The organism is Streptomyces albospinus, from assembly GCF_014648695.1.
Taxonomy (GTDB): Bacteria; Actinomycetota; Actinomycetes; order Streptomycetales; family Streptomycetaceae; genus Streptomyces; species Streptomyces albospinus.
In genome coordinates, this window is sequence record NZ_BMRP01000062.1 from 1 (window position 1) to 26,319 (window position 26,319).

At 72.2% G+C, this 26,319-nt stretch carries 15 protein-coding genes and 1 tRNA gene; 12 read left to right on the forward strand and 4 right to left on the reverse strand.

What is annotated here, in order from left to right:
• Window positions 1–167 precede the first annotated feature (167 nt).
• A complete protein-coding gene (locus IEZ17_RS37715; protein ID WP_189308143.1) occupies window positions 168–845 on the forward strand; it encodes a DegT/DnrJ/EryC1/StrS family aminotransferase in 678 nt (225 codons plus the stop codon).
• 62 nt (window positions 846–907) lie between these two features.
• Window positions 908–980: transfer RNA gene (locus IEZ17_RS37720), tRNA-Thr, on the forward strand.
• A 104-nt stretch (window positions 981–1,084) separates the two neighbouring features.
• On the opposite strand, the gene IEZ17_RS37725 is transcribed toward IEZ17_RS37720, so the two are convergent.
• Window positions 1,085–3,745, reverse strand: a complete 2,661-nt coding sequence (locus IEZ17_RS37725; RefSeq protein ID WP_373300064.1) for a SpoIIE family protein phosphatase — start codon at window positions 3,743–3,745, stop codon at window positions 1,085–1,087.
• A gap of 261 nt (window positions 3,746–4,006) precedes the next feature.
• On the opposite strand from IEZ17_RS37725, the gene IEZ17_RS37730 reads away from it, so the two are divergent.
• The 9 genes from IEZ17_RS37730 (at window position 4,007) to IEZ17_RS37770 (ending at window position 18,349) form a co-directional block, all read left to right on the forward strand.
• Complete coding sequence (locus IEZ17_RS37730) at window positions 4,007–9,508, forward strand: HAMP domain-containing protein (protein ID WP_189308144.1); 5,502 nt, start codon at window positions 4,007–4,009, stop codon at window positions 9,506–9,508.
• 256 nt (window positions 9,509–9,764) lie between these two features.
• Window positions 9,765–10,424, forward strand: coding sequence for a response regulator (locus tag IEZ17_RS37735; RefSeq protein ID WP_189308145.1), 660 nt, complete (start codon window positions 9,765–9,767; stop codon window positions 10,422–10,424).
• Between the two features lie 111 nt (window positions 10,425–10,535).
• Complete coding sequence (locus IEZ17_RS37740; RefSeq protein ID WP_189308146.1) at window positions 10,536–13,289, forward strand: DNA translocase FtsK; 2,754 nt, start codon at window positions 10,536–10,538, stop codon at window positions 13,287–13,289.
• A 225-nt stretch (window positions 13,290–13,514) separates the two neighbouring features.
• On the forward strand, window positions 13,515–14,378 hold the full coding sequence (locus IEZ17_RS37745) for a helix-turn-helix domain-containing protein (RefSeq protein WP_229853024.1): 864 nt from the start codon (window positions 13,515–13,517) through the stop codon (window positions 14,376–14,378).
• A 105-nt stretch (window positions 14,379–14,483) separates the two neighbouring features.
• The gene (gene rimO / locus IEZ17_RS37750; RefSeq protein WP_189308148.1) at window positions 14,484–16,007 is read left to right on the forward strand and encodes a 30S ribosomal protein S12 methylthiotransferase RimO; all 1,524 of its coding nucleotides are present in this window, start codon (window positions 14,484–14,486) and stop codon (window positions 16,005–16,007) included.
• Window positions 16,004–16,663 carry a CDP-diacylglycerol--glycerol-3-phosphate 3-phosphatidyltransferase gene (gene pgsA, locus IEZ17_RS37755; protein WP_189308149.1) on the forward strand — a complete coding sequence of 220 codons (660 nt, stop codon included), beginning with the start codon at window positions 16,004–16,006 and terminating at the stop codon, window positions 16,661–16,663. Before rimO ends, pgsA begins: the two co-directional genes overlap by 4 nt.
• Window positions 16,660–17,196 carry a CinA family protein gene (locus tag IEZ17_RS37760; RefSeq protein ID WP_189308150.1) on the forward strand — a complete coding sequence of 179 codons (537 nt, stop codon included), beginning with the start codon at window positions 16,660–16,662 and terminating at the stop codon, window positions 17,194–17,196. The genes pgsA and IEZ17_RS37760 overlap by 4 nt, the downstream gene beginning before the upstream one ends.
• A gap of 94 nt (window positions 17,197–17,290) precedes the next feature.
• Window positions 17,291–17,674: a helix-turn-helix domain-containing protein gene (locus IEZ17_RS37765; protein WP_189308151.1), complete on the forward strand. Its 384-nt coding sequence runs from the start codon at window positions 17,291–17,293 to the stop codon at window positions 17,672–17,674.
• A 204-nt stretch (window positions 17,675–17,878) separates the two neighbouring features.
• Window positions 17,879–18,349 (forward strand): Dps family protein, encoded by a 471-nt coding sequence (locus IEZ17_RS37770; RefSeq protein ID WP_189308152.1) that lies wholly within the window; start codon window positions 17,879–17,881, stop codon window positions 18,347–18,349.
• Window positions 18,350–18,768: 419 nt separating this feature from the next.
• Here the strand turns inward: IEZ17_RS37770 and IEZ17_RS37775 are convergent, their stop codons facing one another.
• The 3 genes from IEZ17_RS37775 to IEZ17_RS37785 all read right to left on the reverse strand — a co-directional run bounded on the left by IEZ17_RS37775 (window position 18,769) and on the right by IEZ17_RS37785 (window position 25,219).
• Complete coding sequence (locus tag IEZ17_RS37775; protein ID WP_189308153.1) at window positions 18,769–19,542, reverse strand: SDR family NAD(P)-dependent oxidoreductase; 774 nt, start codon at window positions 19,540–19,542, stop codon at window positions 18,769–18,771.
• A 32-nt stretch (window positions 19,543–19,574) separates the two neighbouring features.
• Window positions 19,575–20,408: an Fpg/Nei family DNA glycosylase gene (locus IEZ17_RS37780; RefSeq protein WP_189308154.1), complete on the reverse strand. Its 834-nt coding sequence runs from the start codon at window positions 20,406–20,408 to the stop codon at window positions 19,575–19,577.
• A gap of 65 nt (window positions 20,409–20,473) precedes the next feature.
• Window positions 20,474–25,219, reverse strand: coding sequence for an Lhr family helicase (locus tag IEZ17_RS37785; protein WP_189308155.1), 4,746 nt, complete (start codon window positions 25,217–25,219; stop codon window positions 20,474–20,476).
• Between the two features lie 169 nt (window positions 25,220–25,388).
• Between IEZ17_RS37785 and IEZ17_RS37790 the strand changes: the two genes are divergently transcribed.
• Window positions 25,389–26,315 (forward strand): AraC family transcriptional regulator, encoded by a 927-nt coding sequence (locus tag IEZ17_RS37790; RefSeq protein WP_189308156.1) that lies wholly within the window; start codon window positions 25,389–25,391, stop codon window positions 26,313–26,315.
• Window positions 26,316–26,319: the final 4 nt, after the last annotated feature.

Here is a 26,319-nt window from a genome sequence, read left to right on the forward strand (position 1 = left end):
CGCCGATGGTACTGCAGGGGGGACCCTGTGGGAGAGTAGGACGCCGCCGAACAATCATTCAGCTCCGGCCCCTGAACCTTCTGGTTCAGGGGCCGGAGCTTTTTTGTTCGGGTGGTGAGGTGATGGGCGTAACGTGGCGTTCAACTCACCTGGACATGCTCCGCGGCATGGGGACAGTGGGAACGCTCAGGTCGGCCGGTGTCCGTGCAGGTGACGAGGTGGTGGTGCCGGCCTACGGCAACGCCGAAGTCGCCCAGGCCGTGGTGGAGTTGGGGGCGATACCGGTGTTCGCCGATGTGGATGCCGAGAGCTACTGCCTCGATCCGGCGGCCGTGTCGGATGTGGTGACCGGGCAGACGGCCGCGGTGGTGGCGGTACACCGGTTCGGGCGGCGGGCGGAAGCCGCGTGGATGCGCGAAGTCGGCCGGCGGTACGGGCTGTTGGTGGTGGTCGAGGACGAGCCCGGGGCAGGGCCGGACGGGGTGGAGCAGCGGCGGGCGCACGCCACGTATCTCGACGGGAAGCTGAACGGGGTGGTGACGCCGGCGCCGGGGGCGGGGCACACCTACCAGCAGTATGTGGTGCGGGTGCCGGGGAACGGGCGGCCGGACCGGGATGCGTTCGCACGGGCGTTGCGGGCCAAGGGAGTCGCCTGCAAGGTGCCCGTGCAGGCGCCGGTTTACCGGATGCCGGGGCTGCGGCGGGATGTGTTTCTGCCGCAGACCGAGCGGGCCGTGGACGAGACCCTGGCGCTGCCGCTGCATGCTGCCATGACGCGGCGGGAGCTCCATCGGATGGTGGGGGCGTGCAATGCGCTGGGGGGATTGCTTCAGCCGGCTTTCTAGCCGGAGCGGGTGGACGGTTCGGAGGTGGCGGGGAGTTGGGGTACTATTTATCTCGTTGCCGCGCCCCAATAGCTCAGTCGGCAGAGCGTCTCCATGGTAAGGAGAAGGTCTACGGTTCGATTCCGTATTGGGGCTCAGGAAAGGGAAAGTCCCCCACCGGATGGTGGGGGACTTTTTCGTATGTGGGGTGTGGGTGGGGGAGTGGTGGGGGCGGAGAGGTATCTCCGCCCCCGGCGGGGCTAGTTGACGGGGATTTCGGGGACGCGCATGGCGAGGATGGCCATGTCGTCGGAGGCCGGTTCGGCGGCGAAGCGCTCGACGGCGCGCAGTACGCGGGCGGCCACCGCGCCGGCGGTCAGGCCCGTACACGTCGTCAGGACGTCGGTGAGGCCGTCGTCGCCGAGCATGCGGGTGCCCTCGCGGCGTTCGGTGACGCCGTCGGTGACACACAGCAGGACATCGCCGGGGTCGAGGGTGACGGTCTGTTCGTACAGTTCGAGGTCGTCCAGGACGCCGAGGAGGGGCTGGGGTTCGGCGGCCGGCTCGACGGTGCCGTCCTGGCGGAGGCGGAGCGGGAGGGGGTGGCCGGCGCAGACGACCTTGAGGACGGCGCTGCCGTCGTCCTGGGGCCACAGCTCGCCGTACAGGAGCGTCAGGAAGCGGCTGCGGGCGCCCTCGTCGAGGATGGCGGCGTTCAGGCGTTCCAGGACGGCGGGGCCGCCGAAGCCCTCGCGGGCGAGGAGGCGGAGCGCGTGCCGGGCCAGGCCGGTGACGGCGGCGGCCTCCGGGCCCGTACCGCAGACGTCGCCGATGGCGAAGCCGTAGGCGCCGTCGCGGATCGGGAAGAGGTCGTAGAAGTCGCCGCCGACCTCGTTGCCCTCGCCGGCCGCGCGGTAGATGACCTCGACCTCGACGCCGGGGATGTCGGGGAGTTCCGGGGGCAGCAGGCTGCGCTGGAGGGACTGGCTGATGGCGGTGCGCTCGCTGTACAGGCGGGCGTTGTCCAGGGCGAGGGCGGCGCGGCGGGACAGGTCCTCGGCGAGTTCGAGGATCTCCTGGCGGAAGTGCTCCTCGGTGGGCTTGCCGAGGGTGAGCATGCCGATCACGCGGTTGCGGGCGACGAGGGGGAGGACGACGGTCTCGCCGCCGACGGCGGAGGCGGTGGCGAGGGTGGCGCCGGGGCCCGTGGACGGGCGGGCGGACTCCTCCAGGCCGAGGCTGCGCAGGGACGTCCGCAGCGCGGCGTCGTGGGCGGCGTCGGCGGGGGCGGTCCAGACGCGGGCGCCGGGGGTGGGCACCGGCTCGGGCGGATCGACCTTCATCAGCAGGGTCTTGAGGCCGTCGATGCGGTCCTCGTCCTCATGGAGGACGTAGGAAAGTTCCGGTTCCGATGCCTGGTCGGCGACGGTGTAGACGGCGCACCAGGTGGCGAGGGTGGGGACCGTCATCTGGGCCATCAGGGCCAGGGTCTGGTCGCGGTCGAGGGTGCCGGCCAGGAGGTCGGACGCCTCGACGAGGAAGGACAGGGAGCCGCGGCGCAGCTTCTCCAGTTCGGTGAGGCGGGCGCGTTCGACGGCGAGGGCGATGCGGTCGGCGGCGAACTGGAGGCGCAGCGCCTCTTCGTTGGTGTAGCGGGAGGGGCTCTCGGCGGCGACGCCCAGCGAACCGGTGAGCCGGCCCTCGACCTTGAGGGGGACGGTGACGACCGAGCGCATGCCCGTACCGGAGAGGAGCGGGACGGCGCCGGGGACGGCGGTGAGGTCTTCGTGGACGGCGGGCATCCGGGCGGAGCCGTAGCGTCCGGATCCGGCTTCCACGGGGACGCGGGCGAACCGCTGGCGGGCGGAGGGCAGGCCGGTCGAGGCGCGGACCTCCAGCTCGGTCTCGTCGTCGGTGGCCAGGAGGAGGTAGGCGGCGTCGCCGTCGAGCATGTCGCGGGCGCGCTCGACGGTGCGTTGGAGCAGCCCGTCGAGGTCGTCCGGGGCCGGGGAGCCGATGAAGACCTCGAACGGGTCGGAGGGGCGGCCCTCGGGCGGGGCGGCGGCGTCGGCGGCGGGGGTGCGCTGCGGGCTCTGGAGGATGGCGCGTTCGTGGTCGCGGACCAGGAGGCAGACGGTGGACGCCTCGCCGTCGGCGTCGCGCACCCGCAGGTGGGAGGCGTAGACGGGGATGACCCGGCCGTCGGCACCCCTTATGCCGTAGGAGCCCTCCCAGCGGGAGAGCTGGAGTGCCTCGGCGATGCCGGTGCCGGTGCCGGGGGTGTGCGGCCAGGCGGCGAAGTCGGTGAGGGGCTTGCCGATGACCTGTTCGGCGTCGTACGCGAAGAGGTCCTGGGCGTCCTCGTTCCAGAAGCTGACGCAGCCGCCGCGGTCGATCTGGATCACCGCGACGCGGACCCGCGTGTCGGCGACCGGGAGGGCGTCCACAGGGAGGGCGGGGCCGGCCGCGCGGGTGCCGGCCGGGCGCTCGGGGAGTTCGAGGTGGAACCAGACGTGCTTCTGGGCGGCGGTGTACTCCACGCCCCAGCGGGCGGCCAGCGCGCCGCACAGCAGCAGGCCGCGACCGCCCTCGCGGTCGGGGTGGACCATGGTCTGGCCGGCGCTCTGGAGTGGAATCTCACGTTCGGGGTAGCGGTCGGCGACAGAGATGCGTACGCCGCCGTCGGTGCGCAGGCACAGCACATCGGCGGCGGTGCCGGCATGCACCACGGCATTGGTGACCAGTTCACTGGTGAGGACCACGGCGTCGTCGACGATGTCGGCGCAGCCCCAACCCTGGAGAGTGTCCCTGACGAACGCACGGGCAGTGGCGACGGAGCGCCCGACCGGCTCGAAGGTGGCGGCGGCCCGCGCGGTGATCACTGGTCTCCTCATGCGTGTGTCGGTGATCTGCTCCCCCATGGTCGCGGTGCCCCTCCGAATACCTGTCGTGCTCGCACCACCGCCCGGTCGGGATGGTCGGGGCGGGTGGACAGCCGGATGCCAGGTTACTTACCTTCGCCGGGCCCGGGGATGCCGGTCACGTGTCTTTCGCCCCAATCGTGCATCGCGACGGTGTGCGATGCTGCCGAACTGTTATGGCCTGGTTGAGCCATGGTGAAACACTGGGCAAGCATGAAGAGAGTGCCCGGAGACAACGGTCGACCCTGCGGGAGGGACACGGTGGAGTCTGGCGTAGCGGCGCGGGGCGCAAGCACGCGCGCGAAAGGCGGACGATCCCGGAGTAATGGGACGACCGAGGTCGATACGGCTGCGCTGAATCGGCTGTTGGTCGCGCTCGTCGCCATGCGGGACGGGAACTTCCGCAAGCGGCTCACGGTTTCCGGCGACGGCGTCATGTCGGAGATCGCGGCGGTCTTCAACGAGGTCGCGGACCGCAATCTGCATCTGACGGGTGAGCTGGCCCGGGTACGGCGTGTCGTGGGGCGTGAGGGGAAGCTCACGGAGCGGCTGGAGGTCGGCGCGGCCGAGGGCTCCTGGGCCGCGGCGATCGACGCCTCGAACGCGCTGGTGGACGACCTCGTCCGGCCGGTGTCCGAGGTGGGGCGGGTGCTGTCGGCGGTGTCCGAGGGCGACCTGGAACAGCGGATGGATCTGCGGTCGCGCAGTTCGGACAGTTCTTCGGAGCATCCCCTGCGGGGTGAATTCCTGAAGGTCGGCCGGACGGTCAACGGGCTCGTGGACCAGCTCTCGGCCTTCACCGACGAGGTCACACGGGTGGCCAGCGAGGTCGGCACGGAGGGCAAGCTCGGCGGCCAGGCGCGGGTGCGCGGAATGTCGGGTTCGTGGAAGGACCTGACGGAATCCGTCAATACGATGGCTTCCCGGCTGACGGCGCAGGTACGTGACATTGCTCTCGTCACCACGGCGGTGGCCAAGGGCGATCTGTCGCGCAAGGTGACGGTCCATGTCGCCGGCGAGATGCTCGAACTGAAGAACACCGTCAACACGATGGTCGACCAGCTCTCCTCGTTCGCCTCCGAGGTGACCCGGGTGGCCCGTGAGGTCGGCACGGAGGGCGAGCTCGGCGGCCAGGCGCAGGTCCCCGGCGTGGCCGGCGTGTGGAAGGACCTGACCGACTCGGTCAACCTGATGGCCGGCAACCTCACCGCGCAGGTGCGGGGGATCGCCCAGGTCACCACCGCCGTCGCGAACGGCGACCTGTCCCAGAAGGTCACGGTCAGCGCGCGCGGCGAGGTGGCGCAGCTGGCCGACACCATCAACACGATGACCGAGACGCTGCGCACCTTCGCGGACGAAGTGACGCGGGTCGCCAACGAGGTCGGCGCCGAGGGCCTGCTGGGCGGTCAGGCGCAGGTGCCGGGCGCGGCGGGTACGTGGAAGGACCTCACCGACTCGGTGAACAACGCCTTCCGCAACCTCACCGGGCAGGTGCGGGACATCGCGCAGGTGACCACGGCGGTCGCCAACGGCGACCTGTCGCAGAAGGTCACCGTCGATGTGGCCGGTGAGATGCTGGAGTTGAAGAACACCGTCAACACGATGGTGGACCAGCTCTCCTCGTTCGGTGCCGAAGTCACGCGGGTGGCGCGGGAGATCGGCGTCGAGGGCGAGCTGGGCGGCCAGGCGGCGGTGCCCGGCGCGGCGGGTACGTGGAAGGACCTGACGGACTCCGTCAACACCGCCTTCCGGAACCTGACCGGGCAGGTCCGCAACATCGCGCAGGTGACCACGGCGGTCGCCAACGGCGACCTGTCGCAGAAGGTCACCGTCGACGTCTCCGGCGAGATGCTCCAGCTGAAGAACACCGTGAACACCATGGTGGACCAGCTGTCGTCGTTCGCGGACCAGGTCACGCGCATGGCCAGGGACGTGGGCACCGAGGGCCGGCTGGGCGGTCAGGCGCGGGTGGACGGCGTCAGCGGTACGTGGAAGGAACTCACCGACTCCGTCAACTTCATGGCGGGCAACCTCACCTCGCAGGTGCGGCAGATCGCCCAGGTGACGACGGCGGTGGCGCGCGGTGACCTGTCGCAGAAGATCGACGTCGATGCGCGCGGCGAGATCCTGGAGCTGAAGAGCACCATCAACACGATGGTCGATCAGCTGTCCGCCTTCGCCGAGCAGGTGACCCGGGTGGCCCGGGAGGTCGGTACGGACGGCCGGCTGGGCGGTCAGGCGCAGGTGCCCGGCGTCGCCGGCGTGTGGCGCGATCTGACCGACTCGGTGAACGGCATGGCCGGCAACCTGACCGCCCAGGTCCGCAACATCGCCCAGGTCGCGACCGCGGTCGCGCGCGGCGACCTGTCGCAGAAGATCGACGTGGACGCCCGGGGCGAGATCCTGGAGCTGAAGAACACCCTGAACACCATGGTCGACCAGCTCTCGTCCTTCGCGGAGCAGGTCACCCGGGTCGCCCGCGAGGTGGGCACCGAGGGCATCCTGGGCGGCCAGGCCGAGGTGCAGGGCGTCAGCGGTACGTGGAAGGACCTCACGCAGTCCGTCAACTTCATGGCGAACAACCTGACATCGCAGGTGCGCAACATCGGCGAGGTGACCACGGCGGTCGCCCGCGGTGACCTCTCCAAGAAGATCACCGTCGACGCCAAGGGCGAGATCCTCGAACTCGTCACCACCGTGAACACGATGGTCGACCAGCTGTCGCTGTTCGCGGAGCAGGTGACGCGGGTGGCCCGCGAGGTCGGCACGGAAGGCCAACTGGGCGGCCAGGCACGGGTTCCGGGCGTCACCGGCATCTGGAAGGACCTCAGCGACAACGTCAACCTGATGGCCAACAACCTGACCATCCAGGTGCGGAACATCTCGCAGGTCTCGGCGGCGGTCGCCAACGGAGATCTGACGAAGAAGGTCACGGTCGAGGCGCGCGGCGAGGTCGCGCAGCTCGCCGACACCGTCAACACCATGGTCACCACACTCTCGTCGTTCGCCGACGAGGTCACCCGCGTGGCCCGTGAGGTGGGCACCGACGGCATCCTGGGCGGCCAGGCCCGCGTCCCCGGCGTCGCCGGTACGTGGAAGGACCTCACCGAGTCGGTGAACTCCATGGCCAACAACCTCACCGGCCAGGTCCGCAACATCGCGATGGTCACCACCGCGGTCGCCAAGGGCGATCTCACCAAGAAGATCGACGTGGACGCGCGGGGCGAGATCCTGGCGCTGAAGACCACCATCAACACCATGGTCGACCAGCTGTCCTCGTTCGCCGAGCAGGTCACCAGGGTGGCCCGCGAGGTGGGTACGGAGGGCCAGCTGGGCGGTCAGGCGCAGGTGCGGGGCGTGGCCGGCACCTGGAAGGACCTGACGGAGTCGGTGAACGAGATGGCCGGCAACCTGACACGTCAGGTGCGCGCCATCGCCGCGGTCGCCGCGGCCGTGACCCTCGGCGACCACAACGTCCGGATCGATGTGGACGCGGCCGGCGAGATCCTGGAACTCCAGGACAACGTCAACACCATGATCTCCACGCTCCGGGAGACCACCCTCGCCAACGAGGAACAGGACTGGCTCAAGGGCAACTTGGCCCGCATCTCCGGTCTGATGCAGGGCCGCCGCGACCTCAAGGACGTCGCCACCCTCATCATGAGCGAGCTGTCGCCGGCGGTCTCGGCGCAGCACGGCGCGTTCTTCCTCGCGGCGCAGCCCGACACCCGGGAGATCGGCGCGGACGGCGGCGAGCCGGGCGCGTACGAGCTGCGGCTGATGGGCTCGTACGGCTATGCCATGGGCGGGATGCCGACGACGTTCAAGCCCGGCGAGACGCTGATCGGGACGGCGGCGGAGGAGGGCCGGACCATCCTGGTGGAGAACGTGCCGTCCGGGTACCTCAAGATCGCCTCGGGTCTCGGGGAGGCGCCGCCGGCGAACATCATCGTGCTGCCGGTGCTCTTCGAGGACAAGGTGCTCGGTGTGATCGAGCTGGCGTCGTTCCAGCCGTTCACCCAGATCCAGAAGGACTTCCTCAGCCAGATCGCCGAGATGATCGCGACCAGCGTCAACACCATCTCGGTCAACACCAAGACCGAGGTGCTGCTCAAGCAGTCGCAGGAGCTGACCGAGCAACTGCGCGAGCGCTCGGCGGAGTTGGAGAGCCGGCAGAAGGCGCTGGAGCTGTCCAACTCCGAACTGGAGGAGAAGGCCGAGCAACTGCGGGCGCAGAACCGCGACATCGAGGTGAAGAACACCGAGATCGAGGAGGCGCGGCAGGTCCTGGAGGAGCGCGCCGAGCAGCTCGCGGTCTCGATGCGCTACAAGTCGGAGTTCCTGGCGAACATGTCGCACGAGCTGCGGACGCCGCTGAACTCGCTGCTGATCCTCGCCAAGCTGCTGGCCGACAACGCCGAGGGGAACCTCTCCCCGAAGCAGGTGGAGTTCTCCGAGACCATCCACGGCGCCGGCTCCGACCTGCTCCAGCTGATCAACGACATCCTCGACCTGTCCAAGGTCGAGGCCGGCAAGATGGACGTCAGCCCGACCCGGATCGCGCTGGTCCAGCTCGTCGACTACGTCGAGGCGACCTTCCGGCCGCTGACCGCCGAGAAGGGGCTCGACTTCTCCGTACGGGTCTCCCCGGAGCTGCCCGCCACGCTGCACACCGACGAGCAGCGGCTCCTCCAGGTGCTGCGCAACCTGCTGTCCAACGCGGTGAAGTTCACCGACAGCGGCGCCGTCGAGCTGGTGATCCGGCCGGCCGGTGCGGACGTCCCGGTGGCCATCCGCGAGCAGTTGCTGGAGCACGGCTCGCTGCGCGACCCGGACGCCGACATGATCGCGTTCTCGGTGACCGACACCGGCATCGGTATCGCGTCCAGCAAGATGCGGGTCATCTTCGAGGCGTTCAAGCAGGCGGACGGCACCACCAGCCGCAAGTACGGCGGTACCGGCCTGGGGCTGTCCATCAGCCGGGAGATCGCCCGGCTGCTGGGCGGCGAGATCCACGCCCAGAGCGAGCCCAACCGCGGCTCCACCTTCACGCTGTACCTGCCGCACAACCCGGGCGGGCTGCCGCCGCAGGGCTACCCGCAGTTGGTCGCCGGGGGACTGGCGATGGACGCGGAGGCGCGGGAGACCGAGGCCGGGGGACAGGAGAGCGAGGAGCCGCAGCGCGACCGGGGACCCGGCGGCAGCCTGGGCAGGCGGCGGCGCCGGGCGGTCTCCGGTACGCCCCGGCGGTTCGCGCTGCCCGGCCAGCCCTCGTCCGCGGCGCAGCAACCGCACCAGGCGGCGCCGCAGCCCGATCGGCAGCCCGCCGAGGAGCCCTGGCTCGGCAACGGCCAGGACCTGGTCGACCCGGGCTTCGACGGCGGCTTCCACGGCGAGAAGGTGCTGATCGTCGACGACGACATCCGCAACGTCTTCGCGCTCACCAGCGTCCTGGAGCAGCACGGGCTGTCGGTGCTGTACGCGGAGAACGGCCGGGAGGGCATCGAGGTGCTGGAGCAGCACGACGACATCGTGCTGGTCCTGATGGACATCATGATGCCGGAGATGGACGGCTACGCGACGACTGCCGCGATCCGGCGGATGCCGCAGTTCGCCGGGCTGCCGATCATCGCGCTGACCGCGAAGGCGATGAAGGGCGACCGGGAGAAGAGCATCGACTCCGGGGCTTCCGACTATGTGACCAAGCCGGTGGATACCGATCATCTGTTGTCGGTCATGGAGCAATGGATGCGCGCGAGGTGACGGGGCGTCCAGTATGGAGCCGGAAGAGGATCATCGCGTTGCTGACTCAGTGTGGCCGTAGACGTGTGGAACGGCGGGATTCGGGGAACCTTCTCGTCTCTCGCTGCGTTTCTGCTAAGTGCACAGTGACATCGCGGTGACAGGGTGTGGCGACAGGCGGGGTGCAGCTACCATGACCGGCACAAGGACGGGCGGCGTGACGGAGTCGTCCCCTGGGGTGGCGTCCGGTTCGATGCCGGGGCGAGGAGGACGGGCCATGGTGCAGAAGGCCAAGATCCTCCTGGTCGATGACCGGCCGGAGAATCTGCTGGCGCTGGAGGCGATCCTCTCTGCGCTCGATCAGACACTGGTGCGGGCATCGTCCGGGGAGGAAGCGCTCAAAGCACTGCTCACCGACGACTTCGCGGTGATTCTGCTCGATGTGCAGATGCCGGGAATGGACGGCTTCGAGACCGCGGCGCACATCAAGCGGCGGGAGCGCACCCGGGACATCCCGATCATCTTCCTCACGGCCATCAACCACGGTCCGCACCACACCTTCCGCGGCTATGCGGCCGGCGCGGTCGACTACATCTCCAAGCCGTTCGACCCGTGGGTGCTGCGCGCCAAGGTCTCGGTCTTCGTCGAGCTGTACATGAAGAACTGCCAACTCCGCGAGCAGGCTTCGCTGCTGAGGCTCCAGCTGGAGGGCGGTCGGCAGAGCGTCGGCGACGCCAAGGAGTCCGCGGGGCTGCTCGCCGAGCTCTCCGCGCGGCTGGCGGCCGTCGAGGAGCAGGCCGAGGCGCTCTCCAAACAGCTGGACGAGACCGCGGACGCCGCGGCGGTGGCCACCGCCGCGCACCTGGAGCGCAAGCTGACCGGCCTGCGCCGGGCTCTGGACGCGCTGGAGCCGGGCTCGGGGGCGGCGGCGGGCTGACGGTCCGTACGGACGCGCGCTGACGGCCCTTCAGGAGACCGGCGCGCGACACGAATGGGTGAAGCGCCGTGCGCTCGTGCCGCGCCGGTCGGCGCCTGTAACCTCGTCGCCATGGCCTCACGTACGTCCGGCAAGGGAACCCAGCGCACGGCGGGCCCCTCGAAGCCGCGCGCCGGACAGTCCGGGGGCGCCGCGAAGAAGACCGCCGCCAAGAAGGCACCCGCGAAGAAGCCGCCGGCCAAGAAGACCGCGGCGGCGAAGAAGGCCCCGGCCAGGAGGGCGCCCGCCAAGAAGGCCGCGCCGAAGCCGGCGCCGTCGCCGACCGGCGGTGTCTACCGCCTCGCCCGCGCCTGCTGGCTCGGTGCCGCACACGGTGTCGGGGCGGTGTTCCGCGGTTTCGGGCGCGGTGCGAAGAACCTCGATCCGGCACACCGCAAGGACGGGCTGGCGCTGCTGCTGCTCGGGCTGGCGCTGGTCATCGCGGCCGGTACGTGGTCCAACCTCTCCGGGCCGGTCGGCCATCTCGTCGAGCTGCTGGTGACCGGCGCCTTCGGGCGGCTCGACCTGGTCGTACCGATCCTGCTCGGCGGTATCGCCGTGCGGCTCATCCGCCATCCCGAGCGGCCGGAGGCCAACGGCCGGATCGTCATCGGGCTGTCGGCGCTGGTCATCGGCGTGCTCGGGCAGGTCGCGATGGCCTGCGGGTCCCCGGGGCGGGGCGACGGGCTCGCCGCCATACAGGACGCCGGCGGCTATGTCGGCTGGGCCGCGTCCAAACCGCTGATCTTCACCGTCGGGCAGACACTGGCGGTGGCGCTGCTGGTGCTGCTGACCGTCTTCGGGCTGCTGGTGGTGACCGCGACGCCGGTGAACGCCATTCCGCAGCGGCTGAAGGCGGTCGCCGTCCGGCTGGGCGTGCTGGAGACCGCGGAGGGCGGGGACGAACCGTACGGCGAGGAGCCGGCGGAGTACGCCGAGGAGTGGCGCGAGCAGCCGGCCCGCAAGCCGCGGCGCGGTGCCGCGGCCGGCTCGCCGGACCCGGACGTCATGGAGGAGGCGGCGCTGGCCCGGCGCCGCCCGCGCCGGGCCGGCGCACAGCCCGCCGAGCGGGAGCCGGACGCGGTGGATGTCGCCGCCGCTGCCGCCGCCGCGCTGGACGGCGCGGTGCTGCACGGCGTCCAGCCCTCGCCGCTGGTCGCGGACCTCAGCAGCGGGATCTCCGGGGAGCGCCGGGAGCGCGGTGCGGACACCGGGGAGGAGAGCGGCTCGGTGCCGCCGGCGCGGTCCGTACCGGACCTCACCAAGGCACCGGCGGTGGACTTCACCAAGGCCGCGCCGGAGCCGTCCGGCGATCTGCCGCCGCGCGCCGAACAGCTCCAGCTCTCCGGCGACATCACATACTCCCTGCCGTCCCTGGACCTGCTGTCCCGGGGCGGCCCCGGCAAGACCCGCAGCGCCGCGAACGACGCGATAGTGGCCGCGCTGACCAACGTCTTCCAGGAATTCAAGGTCGACGCCTCGGTCACCGGCTTCACCCGGGGCCCGACGGTCACCCGCTACGAGGTCGAGCTCGGCCCGGCCGTCAAGGTCGAGAAGATCACCGCGCTGGCGAAGAACATCGCGTACGCGGTGGCCAGTCCGGACGTCCGGATCATCAGCCCGATCCCCGGCAAGTCCGCGGTCGGCATCGAGATCCCCAACACCGACCGCGAGATGGTCAACCTCGGCGACGTGCTGCGGCTGGCCGACGCGGCGGGCGACGAGCACCCGATGCTGGTGGCGCTCGGCAAGGACGTCGAGGGCGGCTACGTCATGGCCAACATGGCGAAGATGCCGCACATCCTCGTCGCCGGTGCGACCGGTTCCGGCAAGTCCTCCTGCATCAACTGCCTGATCACCTCGGTCATGGTGCGGGCCACGCCGGAGGACGTGCGGATGGTGCTGGTCGACCCCAAGCGGGTCGAGCTGACCGCCTACGAGGGCATCCCGCACCTGATCACGCCGATCATCACCAACCCCAAGCGGGCCGCCGAGGCGCTCCAGTGGGTGGTGCGCGAGATGGATCTGCGCTACGACGATCTCGCCGCGTACGGCTACCGGCACATCGACGACTTCAACGAGGCGGTGCGCAACGGCAAGGTCAGCCCGCCCGCGGGCAGCGAGCGGGAGCTGGCGCCGTATCCGTACCTGCTGGTGATCGTGGACGAGCTGGCCGACCTGATGATGGTGGCGCCGCGCGACGTGGAGGACTCCATCGTCCGCATCACCCAGCTGGCGCGCGCGGCCGGTATCCATCTGGTGCTGGCCACCCAGCGCCCGTCCGTCGATGTCGTGACCGGTCTGATCAAGGCGAACGTGCCGTCCCGGCTGGCGTTCGCGACGTCCTCGCTCGCGGACAGCCGGGTCATCCTCGACCAGCCGGGCGCCGAGAAGCTGATCGGCAAGGGCGACGGGCTGTTCCTGCCGATGGGCGCCAACAAGCCGGTGCGGATGCAGGGCGCGTTCGTCACCGAGGCCGAGGTGTCCGTCATCGTCCAGCACTGCAAGGACCAGATGGCGCCGGTCTTCCGGGACGACGTCACCGTCGGCAGCGCGAAGAAGAAGGAGATCGACGAGGACATCGGCGACGACCTCGATCTGCTGTGCCAGGCCGCGGAGCTGGTGGTGTCCACCCAGTTCGGGTCGACGTCGATGCTCCAGCGCAAACTGCGGGTGGGTTTCGCCAAGGCCGGGCGGCTGATGGACCTGATGGAGTCGCGGAACATCGTCGGCCCGAGCGAGGGCTCCAAGGCGCGCGATGTGCTGGTGAAGCCGGATGAATTGGACGGAGTGCTGGCGGTCATCCGCGGGGAGGCTAGCGAGTAGCACGCACGTACGGTGTCCCCCGTAAGTGGCGGTAGGCAACCGTTTCTTCTGCCGATACGTCAAGTTGAGGGAGGCGTGGGAACGATGCTTCATCCTCCGGCCCCGGGCCAGTGCGACAGGGCGTTCTGATGGCGTACAAACCCGGCTCTCCCGCTTGCCCGACCCTTTCGCTCCACCCCTAGACTGAACTTCCAGCAGGTGGCTACACGCTCGAAAGGCGCCCCCGTGTCCATCGGCAACTCCCCCGAAGACGACCGGCCTTCCGCCGGTCCCCCCGAAGAGGACCGGCCGTCCGCCGGCCAGGACCGGCCTTCGGTCGGTCGAGCCCTCCAGCAGGCCCGTATCGGACTGGGACTGACCGTTGAAGAGGTCAGTACGACGACACGGGTGCGGATCCCCATCGTGCACGCGATCGAGGAGGACGACTTCTCGCGCTGCGGTGGGGACGTCTACGCACGCGGACACATTCGAACGCTCGCCCGCGCCGTCTCTCTCGACCCCCAACCCCTGATCGCACGCTACGACGCCGAGCACGGTGGCCGGCCCGCGCCGACGGCCGCCGCCCCGCTCTTCGAGGCGGAACGGATCCGCTCGGAGCCGCGGCGCCCCAACTGGACCGCCGCGATGGTCGCGGCAATCGTCGCCGTCGTCGGCTTCGTCGGCTTCACGCTCTTCAGCGGCGGCGGCAAGCAGGGCGGCGGCCCGATCGCGGCCGACACCGCCAAGGCCGACAAGCCGGGCCCCTCGCGCACCATCCACCCGGCCCAGCCCAAGCCCGCGGCGCCCCGCCCGGCACCGTCCGACAGCGCCATCGCCGGACTGCCCAAGGACCAGGTCACGATCAAGGTGACCGCCAAGGACGGCCAGAGCTGGATCTCCGCCAAGGACGCCGACGGCAACCTCCTGCAGGACGGGCTGCTCAAGCAGGGCGAGTCGAAGACGCTCACCGACAAGAAGCGGATCGATCTTGTCGTAGGCAATGCCGGGGCCGTACAGCTGTACGTCAACGGCAAGGAGGTCAAGAAGGTCGGCGACGAGGGCTCCGTGGAGCGTCTGAGCTACACACCGGGAGACCCGCAGGCGGGCTGAGACCGACCGCTCGCGGGGGTGTCCGCCGCACGGCCCGGGCGTCCGGGGCCGGCGGCGGAGACCTGCGCGCCATAGGGGCGGCCGGGACGAAGTAGGCTGAGCCCTATGCCCGAACGCCGTACCGTCGCCCTTGTCACTCTTGGCTGCGCCCGTAACGAGGTGGACTCGGAGGAGCTCGCAGGCCGCTTGGCAGCGGACGGCTGGGAGCTCGTCGAGGAAGCCGCCGACGCGGATGTGGCCGTCGTCAACACCTGCGGCTTCGTCGAAGCCGCCAAGAAGGACTCCGTCGACGCCCTGCTGGAAGCCAACGATCTCAAGGCTGCGGCCTCTGAAGGACGTGGCGGCCGGACCCAGGCCGTCGTCGCCGTCGGCTGCATGGCCGAGCGGTACGGCAAGGAGCTCGCCGAGGCGCTGCCGGAGGCGGACGGCGTGCTCGGCTTCGACGACTACAGCAACATCTCCGACCGGCTCCAGACGATCCTCAGCGGTGGTATCCACGCCGCGCACACCCCGCGCGACCGCCGCAAGCTGCTGCCGATCAGCCCGGCCGAGCGCCAGGACGCCGCCGGGGTCGCACTGCCCGGCCACGCCCAGTCCGGTGCCGAGGAGCCGGCGGTCCCGCCGCAGGACCTGCCCGAGGGCGTCGCACCGGTGTCCGGGCCGCGGGCGCCGCTGCGCCGCAGGCTGGGCAACGAGCCGGTCGCCTCGGTGAAGCTGGCCTCGGGCTGCGACCGGCGCTGCTCGTTCTGCGCGATCCCCTCCTTCCGCGGCTCGTTCATCTCCCGCAGGCCCTCCGACGTGCTCGGTGAGACCCGCTGGCTGGCCGAGCAGGGCGTCAAGGAGGTCATGCTGGTCTCCGAGAACAACACCTCGTACGGCAAGGACCTCGGCGACATCCGGCTGCTGGAGACGCTGCTGCCGGAGCTGGCCGCGGTCGACGGCATCGAGCGGATCCGGGTCAGCTACCTCCAGCCCGCCGAGATGCGGCCCGGCCTGATCGACGTGCTGACCGGCACCGACAAGGTGGCGCCCTACTTCGACCTGTCCTTCCAGCACTCGGCGCCCGGGGTGCTGCGCGCGATGCGCCGGTTCGGCGACACCGACCGCTTCCTGGAGCTGCTGGAGACGATCCGCACGAAGGCGCCGCAGGCCGGGGCCCGGTCCAACTTCATCGTCGGCTTCCCCGGTGAGTCCGAGAGCGACCTGGCGGAGCTGGAGCGGTTCCTGGGCGAGGCCCGGCTGGACGCCATCGGCGTCTTCGGCTACTCCGACGAGGACGGCACCGAGGCCGCCTCCTACGAGGACAAGGTCGACCCGGACGAGGTCGCCGAGCGGCTGTCCCGGGTGTCCCGGCTGGCCGAGGAGCTGACCGCGCAGCGGGCGGCCGAGCGGGTCGGCGAGACGGTCCGGGTGCTGGTGGACCGGATCGACGACGAGGACGACGGCGTCGTCGGGCGGGCCGCGCACCAGGCGCCGGAGACCGACGGGGTCACGCTGCTCACGGGCGGCCGGGACCTGCTGCCCGGTCGTATGGTCGAAGCAAAGGTGGTCGCGAGCGAGGGTGTGGACCTCGTGGCGGAGGTGCTGTCGGTGGACGGTACAGGGTGTACCGAGGAGGCGGGCAGATGAGCGGAGCCTCGGCTTCCGCCGCCGGGGGGCCGCGCACCGCGCCGGCCGTCCGGCAGGCCGGGCTGTGGAACATCGCCAACGTCCTGACGATGCTGCGGCTGCTGCTGGTCCCGGCGTTCGTCCTGCTGCTGGTGCACGACGGCGGCGCGAACCCGGTCTGGCGCGTGTTCGCCTGGGCGGCGTTCGCCGTCGCCATGATCACCGATGTCTTCGACGGGCATCTGGCGCGCACGTACAACCTGGTCACGGACTTCGGCAAGATCGCCGACCCGATCGCGGACAAGGCGATCATGGGGGCGGCGCTGATCTGCCTCTCGGTGCTGGGTGACCTGTCCTGGTGGGTCACGGGCGTGATCCTCTTCCGGGAGCTCGGCATCACGCTGATGCGGTTCTGGGTGATCAAGCACGGTGTGATTCCGGCCAGTCGCGGCGGCAAGATCAAGACATTGGCGCAGGGCACGGCCGTCGGCATGTACGTCCTGGTGCTGACCGGTCCACTCGCGACGTTCCGCTGGTGGGTGATGGCGGTGGCCGTGGCGCTGACGGTCGTCACCGGGCTCGACTACGTACGGCAGGCCGTGGTGCTGCGCCGGGCCGGGCTGGCCAGGGAGCGGGCGGAGCGGGCCGAGAGCTCCGAGAGGAACACCGCGCGGTGAGCGGGCCGGGTTCTGCGGCGGCCGGGGCGCTGGAGGTGCTCGCCGGGCGGCGGCAGAGCCTGGCCGTGGCCGAATCGCTGACCGGCGGACTGGTCGCCGGCGAGCTGACCGCGGTGCCCGGGGCGTCGCGGGTGCTGCGCGGCTCGGTGACCGCGTACGCCACCGAGCTCAAGCGGGAGCTGCTGGGCGTGGACGGTGCGCTGCTGGCCGCGCGCGGGGCCGTGGACGGCGAGGTCGCGCGGCAGATGGCGCGCGGGGTGCGGCGGGTGCTCGGCGCCGACTGGGGCATCGCCACCACGGGCGTCGCCGGGCCCGAGCCCCAGGACGGACAGCCCGTGGGCACGGTGTACGTAGCCGTCCAGGGACCGGACGGTGACGGAGAGGTGCGACGGCTGGCACTTGCGGGGGATCGCGACCGGATCCGTCGTGACAGTGTCCAAGCCGTGCTTGCGCTGCTGTTGAGCGAACTCACAGAAAATGCGCGGGCACAGGATACGGAACAACACGGGGGGAATGGATGTTTGCAGCCCTGAGTGAACACGTACTGGCTCCCGGCACGGGTACGGCCCGAGGCGGTACGGTGGGGCGAGAAGGATCCGGATCCGAGGTCCGAGGAGGGAGCCAGCGATGATTCTGCTTCGTCGCCTGCTGGGTGATGTGCTGCGCCGACAGCGTCAGCGCCAAGGCCGCACCCTGCGCGAGGTCTCGTCCTCCGCCCGGGTGTCGCTCGGCTATTTGTCCGAGGTCGAGAGGGGCCAGAAGGAGGCGTCCTCCGAACTGCTCTCGGCGATCTGTGACGCACTGGATGTGCGCATGTCCGAGCTCATGCGAGAGGTCAGCGACGAGCTGGCACTCGCCGAGCTGGCAGCGTCCGCAGCCGCGAGTGACACGGTGCCGGCACCGGTGCGGCCGAAGCTCAATTCGGTGTCCGTCACGTCCCTGGCCGGTGTGCCCGAGGAGCGCGTGACCATCAAGCCCCCGGCCGACGTCGTGGATGTCGTCGCGGCCTGACACCGCACGTTCGTACGTGATCGGAGCCCCGGCGGGCAGCAGCCCGCCGGGGCTCCGTGCTGTCCGGGCGGGGAGCGGCCGGGTGCCCGGGCGGACCCGCTGGGCTGCTCGGAGCAGCGGCTTGGCCCGTACGATGGGCTAAATCGGTTTTTTTCGGAACATTCGCCTGAATACCCTTGAATGCGCCTGAAAAGGAGTCGCTGGATGTCTGTCGTCACGAGCACCCTCTCCGATGAAGCCCGCGCCGTCGTCGGGAACGCCCTCCAGGGAGCCCTGGTCGACCTGGTGGACCTCGGCCTCGTCGCCAAGCAGGTGCACTGGAACGTCGTCGGACCGCGCTTCCGCCCCGTCCATCTCCAGCTCGACGAGGTCGTCGACGTCGCGCGGCAGCACGCGGACACGGTGGCCGAGCGGGCCTCGGCGATCGGGGTGCCGCCGGACGGCCGGTCCGCCACGGTAGCCAAGACCAGCGGCGTCCGGGAGGTCGGGGACGGCTGGATCAAGGACGGCGACGCGGTACGGACGCTGGTGGACGCGCTCGGCGCGGTCATCGGGCGGATGCGGGAGCGGATCACCGCCACCGCCGATCCCGACCCGGTCAGCCAGGACATTCTCATCGGGCTCACGGCCGACCTGGAGAAGCATCACTGGATGTTCCAGGCGGAGGCCCACTGACCTTGCCCACTGTGGGCAAGGTCGTGCGCCCCCGGGCTCGCGGCACGGTGTGCGCGCCGGGCGTGTGACGGTGCGCTCTGCCGCCGGGCCGCGGGCCCGTCTAACGTCGGCCCCCGAGGAGGCAGGCATGGCGTGGCGCGACTTCGTGGCGCGTGGCCCGGGCGAGCGGGGTCCGGCCCGCAGGCCGGGCGGGCGGGGGCCGTGGTCCGCGCCGGGCCGCTGGATATCCACGGCCCTCGTGGGGGGGCTGTGGTGGTGGGCGGCGGTCCGGCTGGCGCTGTGGCCGCAGTCCTCGGGACCGGTGGAAGGGGCCGTGGTGACGGGCGGCTGGGGGCTCAGTCTGCTGCCGGTGCACTGCGTGCCGTGGGCGGGGCGGCGCGAGGGGGCGAAGTGGCGCGCGGGGGCGAGCTGGGGGAAGGTCACCAGGGCATGGCGACACCGCCGTTGGGGCGGAGGATCTGGCCGGTCGTGAACGACGAGGCGTCCGATGCCAGGTGGAGCACGGCATGGGCGATCTCGCCGGGCTCGCCGACCCGGCCCAGCGGGGACATCCGGACCATCGGTGCCTCGGCCTGCTGCCGGGCCTCGGCGGTGTGGCGGTCGGTCATCGGCGTACGGATCCAGCCCGGGGCGACTGCGTTGACGCGGATGCCGTGCCGGCCGACTTCGGTGGCCAGGGTCTTGGTGAGCTGGACGACGGCGGCCTTGGCGACGCCGTAGCAGAGGAGCCCGGGGGCGCCGGTGTCGATGGCGCCGGAGGCCATGGTGATGATGCTGCCCCGGGTGCCGGTGGCGATCATGGCGCGGGCCGCTTCCCGGCAGCTGTGCAGGACGCCCTTGAAGTTGGTGTTCCAGACCCGGTCCAGGTCTGCTTCGTCGGTGTCCAGGACGGGGGCGGAGTGCATGATTCCGGCGACCGCGGCCAGTATGTCCAGGCGGCCGGACGAGCGGGCGGCGTCGACGACGGCGGCGACCTGGTCGCGCCGGGTGACGTCGACGCGGTGGGCGTGCGCGGCGCCGCCGGATGCGGTGACGGCCGCCGCGGTGTCCTGGACTCCCCGCTCGTCGAGGTCCGCGCAGTGGACGGTGGCGCCGGCCTCGGCGAGGAGGACGGCGCAGGCGCGGCCGATGCCCCCGGCCGCGCCGGTGACGATCGCGGTGCGGCCCGTGAGGTCGTACGCGGTGAGGGGCATGGGGTGAGGGTAGGAAAAGATCTGATGGGGCGTCAATTGGTGTGCAGGGGTGGACCGTCGGGGCGGTCGCGGGCGTCCGGCGGGGGCGGCTGGCAGGTGGGGCACCAGTACGTGACGCGCTCCTCGGCGGTGGGTCCCTGATCGGCGGTGCGGACCGGTGTACCGCAGCGCAGGCAGGGGCGCCCGGCACGGCCGTAGACCCACAGGCGGCGGTCGGGGCGCGAGCTCGGGGTGGTGACCCGGGCGGGGCGATTCTTGTTGGCTTCCAGGAGCTTCTTGGCGAGCGCCGGGGCGCGTTCGGGGTCGACGAGGTCGCCGACGGGGAGCCAGGGGGAGGCGCGGAGCAGGAAGCAGAGCTCGGACTTGTAGACATTGCCGATGCCGGCGAGCGTGCGCTGGTCCAGCAGGGCCTCGCCGAGGGGGCGCCCGGGGGCCGCGAGCAGCCGGCGCAGGGCTTCGGCGGGATCCCAGTCGGGGCCGAGGAGGTCGGGGCCCAGATGGCCGGTGACCCGGGACTCGTCGGCGGTGCGCAGCAGGTCGAGGACCGGGAGGCGGTAGCCGACGGCGGTGTGCGCGGCGGTGCCGAGGACGGCCCGGATCTGGTGGGCGGGGCCGCCGCGCCAGCGTTCGGCGGGGGCGTAGATCTTCCAGGCGCCGTCCATCCGCAGATGGGAGTGCAGGGTGAGACCGCCCTCGAAGCGGGTGAGCAGATGCTTGCCGCGCGAGACCGCCTCCAGCACCTCGCGGCCGGTCAGATCCACCGTCGCGAGCCGCGGAACGCGCAGGTCGCAACGGGTCAGCGGGCTGCCGGCCAGGGCCTCCTGGAGGCGCTGCGCCAGCCGCCAGACCGTGTCACCTTCGGGCATGGGGCCATCATGCACGCCGCGGCGGGCGAGCGGCGGCCCGCGACCGGTCCGCGCCCCGCCGCGGCTCAGCCGCGCAGCCGCAGACCGCGCGGGGTCGGGTGGAAGCCGGCGGCCTCCCATATCGGGGCGAAGGGGGAGGTCAGGGCTGCGGTGCCGTTGATGCGCTCGGTGGTGATCGTGCCGAGCGCGCCGGCCCGGGCCGCGTCGGTGAGCGCGGCGACGGCGGGCTGGAGGCGCGGGTCGGTGGCGGCGTCGGCCGGGTCGCCGAGCGGCCAGAGGAGCACGGTCTTGCCGCCGCGCTCCATGTAGAGCGCCAGCTCGCCGTCGACCAGGACGACCAGGGAGCCCGCCTTGCGGCCCGGTTTGTGGGTGGCGCCCTCGGGCGGATCGGGCCAGGGCAGCGCGGCGCCGTACGCGTTGGCCGGGTCGGCGGCGGCCAGGAGGAGGGCGCGCGGCGGGCCGCCCTGCCGGGCGGGCCCCGGTGCGCCGTCCGGGAGGGGGCCGTCGGCGGTGCGCTCCCGCCGGCTGCTGACCGCGCGCAGCCGGTCCACCGCGCCGTCCATCGCGAACTGGGCGGCGCCCAGCCCCTCGACGACATAGCCGCGGCGGGCCTGCCCGGACTCCTCGAAGGCGGCCAGGACGCGGTACGCGGCGGAGAAGCCGCCCGCGACGCCCTCGGCGGCGACCGCGCCGCGGGTGACGATGCCGTGCCGGTCCAGGAGCGTACGGGCCAGGGCGTGGGCCCGGTGGGTGGGGTCGGGCTCGGGGGCGGGCAGCAGGGACCACCGGCCGCCGACCGTGGGCGGTCCGGAGCGGGAGGCGGTGGGCCGGCCGGCCGCCGCGGTCAGCGAACCGTACCGGCCCCGGGGGACGGCGCGGCGGGCGCGGTGGGCGGTCGAGCCGGCCGTGCGGCCGGAGCCGAGGAGGGCGCGGAGCGGGGCGAGGGTGTCGTTGGTGAGCCGTCCCGACCAGGCCAGATCCCAGATGGCGTCGGCCAGTTGGGGATCCGTGGCGTCGGGGTGGGTGGTGGCGCGGACCTGGTCGGCGATCTGGCGGAAGAACAGGCCGTAACCAGGGGCGAGGGCGGCCAGCACGGAGTCGTGCAGCGCGGTCAGCTCCAGGGGGAGCGGCGGCTGGAGCAACAGGGGCGCGGAGTCGGCGAGATGGAGGGAGAGCCAGCCGTCCTTGCCGGGGAGGGCGCCGGCGCCGGCCCACAACACCTCGCCGGTGGCGGTCAGTTCGTCGAGCAGGGCCGGGGAGTATCCGCCGACCCGGGACGGCAGCACCAGCTTCTCCAGGGCGGAGGCGGGCACCGGCGCGCCCTGGAGCTGCTCGACGGCGCGCACCAGGCCGTCGATACCGCGCAGGCCGGACGACGCGCCGGCGGGCGGGGCCGCGGGCGCCCCGCCGGCCGGCGCCGGGCGCGGCGGGCCGACATGCTGCCACTGGGGGAGGAAGGCGGCGAGCGCCGCGGGCGGCACCGGCTCCAGCTCTTCGCGCAGCGCGGCCAGCGAGCGGCGGCGCAGCCGGCGCAGCACCTGGGCGTCGCACCACTCCTGGCCGATGCCGGCGGGGTGGAACTCGCCCTGGACGACCCGGCCGGCGGCGGCGAGGCGGTGCAGCGCGCCGTCCGTAACGGCCGTGCCGAGGCCGAAGCGGGCGGCGGCCTGCTCGGACGTGAACGGGCCGTGGGTGCGGGCATATCGGGACAGCAGATCGCCCAACGGGTCCTTGACCGGCTCGGTGAAGGACTCCGGGACGCCGACCGGCAGCGCCGTGCCCAGCGCGTCCCGGAGCCGCCCGGCGTCCTCGACGGCGGCCCAGTGGTCGGCGCCGGCGATCCGCACCCGGATGGCGCGGCGGGCGGCGGCCAGCTCCCTCGGCCAGGCCGGATCCGCGCCGCGCTCGGTCAGCTCGGCGTCGGTCAGCGGTCCCAGCAGCCGCAGCAGATCGGCGACGCCCTCGGGGTCCTTGGCGCGCCGGTCCTCCGTACGCCACTGGAGCTCGCGCTCCAGCTCGGCCAGCACCTCCGCGTCCAGCAGTTCGCGCAGCTCGGCCTGGCCCAGCAGCTCGGCGAGCAGCCGGGAATCCAGCGAGAGCGCGGCGGCGCGGCGCTCGGCCAGGGGGGAGTCGCCCTCGTACAGGAACTGGGCGACATAGCCGAAGAGCAGCGAGCGGGCGAACGGGGACGGCTCGGGGGTGGTGACCTCGACCAGGCGGACCCGGCGGGCCTCGATGTCGCCCATCAGCTCCGCCAGGCCCGGCACGTCGAAGACGTCCTGGAGGCATTCGCGGACCGCCTCCAGCACGATCGGGAAGGACCCGAACTCGCTTGCCACCTGGAGGAGCTGGGCGGCGCGCTGGCGCTGCTGCCACAGCGGCGTGCGCTTGCCGGGGCTGCGCCGGGGCAGCAGCAGGGCGCGCGCCGCGCACTCCCGGAAGCGGGAGGCGAACAGCGCGGAGCCGCCGACCTGGTCCGTGACGAGCTGGTCGACCTCGCCCCGGTCGAAGGCGACATCGGCGGCGCCCACGGGGGACTGCTCGGGGTCGTACTCCGCGCGGTCCGCCGGGCCGGCGAACCCGGTGTCGCCGTCGAGGAGGTCGAGGCCCATCAGATCGGCGTCCGGCAGCCGCAGCACGATGCCGTCGTCGGCGTGCATCACCTGGGCGTCCATGCCGTAGCGCTCGGCGAGCCGGGCGCCGAGGGCCAGCGCCCAGGGGGCGTGCACCTGCGCGCCGAAGGGGGAGTGGACGACGATGCGCCAGTCGCCCAGCTCGTCGCGGAAGCGCTCGACGACGATCGTGCGGTCGTCGGGGACATGGCCGCAGGCCTGCCGCTGCTCGGCGAGATAGCCCAGGACGTTGGAGACCGCCCAGTCGTCGAGCCCGGCGGCGGCCAGCCGGGCGCCGGCGTCCTCCGGGGACAGCGAGCCGATCTCCCGGAGGAACGCGCCCAGCGCACGGCCCAGTTCGAGCGGGCGGCCGAGCTGGTCGCCCTTCCAGAAGGGCAGCCGGCCGGGGACTCCGGGAGCGGGGGTGACCAGGACCCGGTCGCGGGTGATGTCCTCGATGCGCCAGGACGTCGTGCCGAGCGTGAAGACGTCGCCGACGCGGGATTCGTAGACCATCTCCTCGTCCAGTTCTCCCACCCGTCGCCCGCCCTTCGCGGAGCTCTCGCCCGCCAGGAAGACGCCGAACAGGCCGCGGTCGGGGATCGTGCCCCCGGACGTCACGGCCAGGCGCTGGGCGCCGGGGCGGCCGGTGACCGTCCGGGCGACGCGGTCCCAGACGACGCGCGGGCGCAGCTCGGCGAAGGCGTCGGAGGGATAGCGGCCGGCGAGCATGTCCAGTACGGCGGTGTACGCGGACTCGGGGAGGGAGGCGAACGGGGCCGCCCGGCGGACCACGGCGAGCAGCTCCTCGACGTCCCAGGTGTCCATCGCGGCCATCGCGACCAGCTGCTGGGCCAGCACGTCCAGCGGATTGGCGGGCACCCGCAGCGCCTCGATGGCCCCCGAGCGCATCCGCTCGGTCACCACCGCCGCCTGCACCAGATCGCCGCGGTACTTGGGGAAGACGATGCCCGTCGACACCGCGCCGACCTGATGGCCGGCCCGGCCGACCCGCTGGAGCCCGGAGGCGACCGACGGCGGCGACTCCACCTGGACGACCAGATCGACCGCGCCCATGTCGATGCCCAGCTCCAGACTGGAGGTGGCGACCACGGCCGGCAGCCGGCCGGCCTTCAAGTCCTCCTCCACCTGGGCGCGTTGCTCCTTGGAGACGGAACCATGGTGGGCGCGGGCCAGCAGGGGCGGCGCGCCCTTGGCGGCGCCGGACTCGGCCATCAGCTCCGCGGGGGCGTGGTGCTCGGCAAGGGCCTCGCCCACCGTGCGCTCGTACGCGATCTCGTTGAGGCGGTTGCAGAGGCGCTCCGCCAGGCGGCGGGAGTTGGCGAAGACGATCGTGGAGCGGTGCGCCTGGACGAGGTCGGCGATCCGCTCCTCGACCTGGGGCCAGATGGACGGCTTCTCGCCCGTATCGCCCTCCTGGACGGGGGAGCCGCCCAGCTCTCCCATGTCCTCCACGGGGACCACCACCGACAGGTCGAACCGCTTCGCGGACGGCGGCTGGACGATCTCCACCCGGCGCCGCGGGGAGAGATAGCGGGCCACCTCCTCCACGGGGCGGACCGTCGCCGACAGCCCGATCCGGCGGGCCGGGCGGGCGAGCAGCTCGTCCAGCCGCTCCAGGGAGAGCGCCAGATGAGCACCGCGCTTCGTGCCGGCGACGGCGTGCACCTCGTCCACGATGACCGTCTCGACGCCGGCCAGCGCCTCCCGGGCCGAGGACGTCAGCATCAGGAACAGCGACTCGGGGGTCGTGATGAGGATGTCCGGCGGGCGGCTCGCCAGGGAGCGCCGCTCGGCGGGCGGGGTGTCCCCGGAGCGGATGCCCACCCGGATGTCCGGCTCCGGCAGCCCGAGGCGGACCGACTCCTGACGGATCCCGGTCAGCGGGCTGCGCAGGTTGCGCTCCACGTCGACGGCGAGTGCCTTCAGGGGGGAGACGTACAGCACCCGGCAGCGCTTCTTCGGTTCGGCGGGCGGCGGGCTGCTCGCCAGCGCGTCCAGCGACGCGAGGAAGGCGGCGAGGGTCTTGCCGGAGCCCGTCGGCGCCACCACGAGGACGTCGGAGCCGGCGCCGATCGCCTGCCAGGCTCCCTCCTGCGCGGCGGTGGGCGCGCTGAAGGCCCCGGCGAACCATCCGCGGGTCGCCGGCGAGAACGAATCGAGCGCTGCCTCGGTCATGTCCCCCATCGTGCACCGGACCACTGACAATCCGGTCCGGCGCCCGCCGCGGACGGCCCGACCCCGGCGCCGCGCCCCCGTCCGCCCCTGCCCGTACCCGTCCGTTCCCGTCCGTCCACGGTGCGGACGCCCCGGCCCGCGGCGGCCCGGCGGGCGCAGAATGGGGAGCATGGCCATGATCGACGGGGGCGGCACGGGCGGCGGGGCCGTCCCGTGCGGCGAGGCGGGTGCGCGGGCGGTGCCGAGGGCCGGCGGCGAGTGGGCGCGCCACTGGCGCTATGCCGGACTGCCCGGTCTCGACCTGCTGCGCGCCCGCTACGTGGAGCACGCCTTCCCCCGCCATGCCCACGACGGCTATGTGATCTGCGTGGTCACCTCCGGGATCGAGGAGGTCGGCCTCCAGGACGGTGTGGTCCGGGCCGGCCACGGAGGCATCGTGATGATCAATCCGGAGGTCGCGCACACCGCGCGGGCCGGCGCCCCCGAGGGCTGGACCTACGCCACGCTCTACCCGTCGGCGGACCTCGTCGCCGGCATCGCCCGGGAGACCACCGCCCTGCGCGGCACCGCGGGCTTCGTCCGCACCGTCGCCGACGAACCGCACACCGGCCGCATGATCGCCGGGATACACCGGGCGGCCGAGGCCGGCAACGCACTGGCCGCCGACAGCCTGCTCCGGATCGCCCTCGCCCGGCTGCTGCGCCGCCACGGAGGCCCGCTGCCGCCCCGGGCACCCCGTACGGCCGGCGCCCGCACCGCCGCCCTCGCCCGCGCCGTCCTGGAGGAGCGGATGGCCGACCCGCCCTCCCTGGAGCAGCTCGCGCGGGAACTGGACACCGGCCCGTTCGCGCTGCTGCGGGCCTTCAAGAGCGCGTACGGCATGCCGCCGCACACCTGGCTGACCGACGCCCGGGTACGGCGTGCCCGCCGGCTCCTGGAGGCGGGCCGCGCGCCCGCCGAGACGGCGGTGGCCGTCGGCTTCACCGACCAGCCGCATCTGAACCGGCACTTCACCCGGATCGTCGGGGTCCCACCGGGCGCCTACCGCCAAGAGCGCGCGGCGGCGGACCGGCCGGCCGGCGGCGGGCCCGCGTAACGGA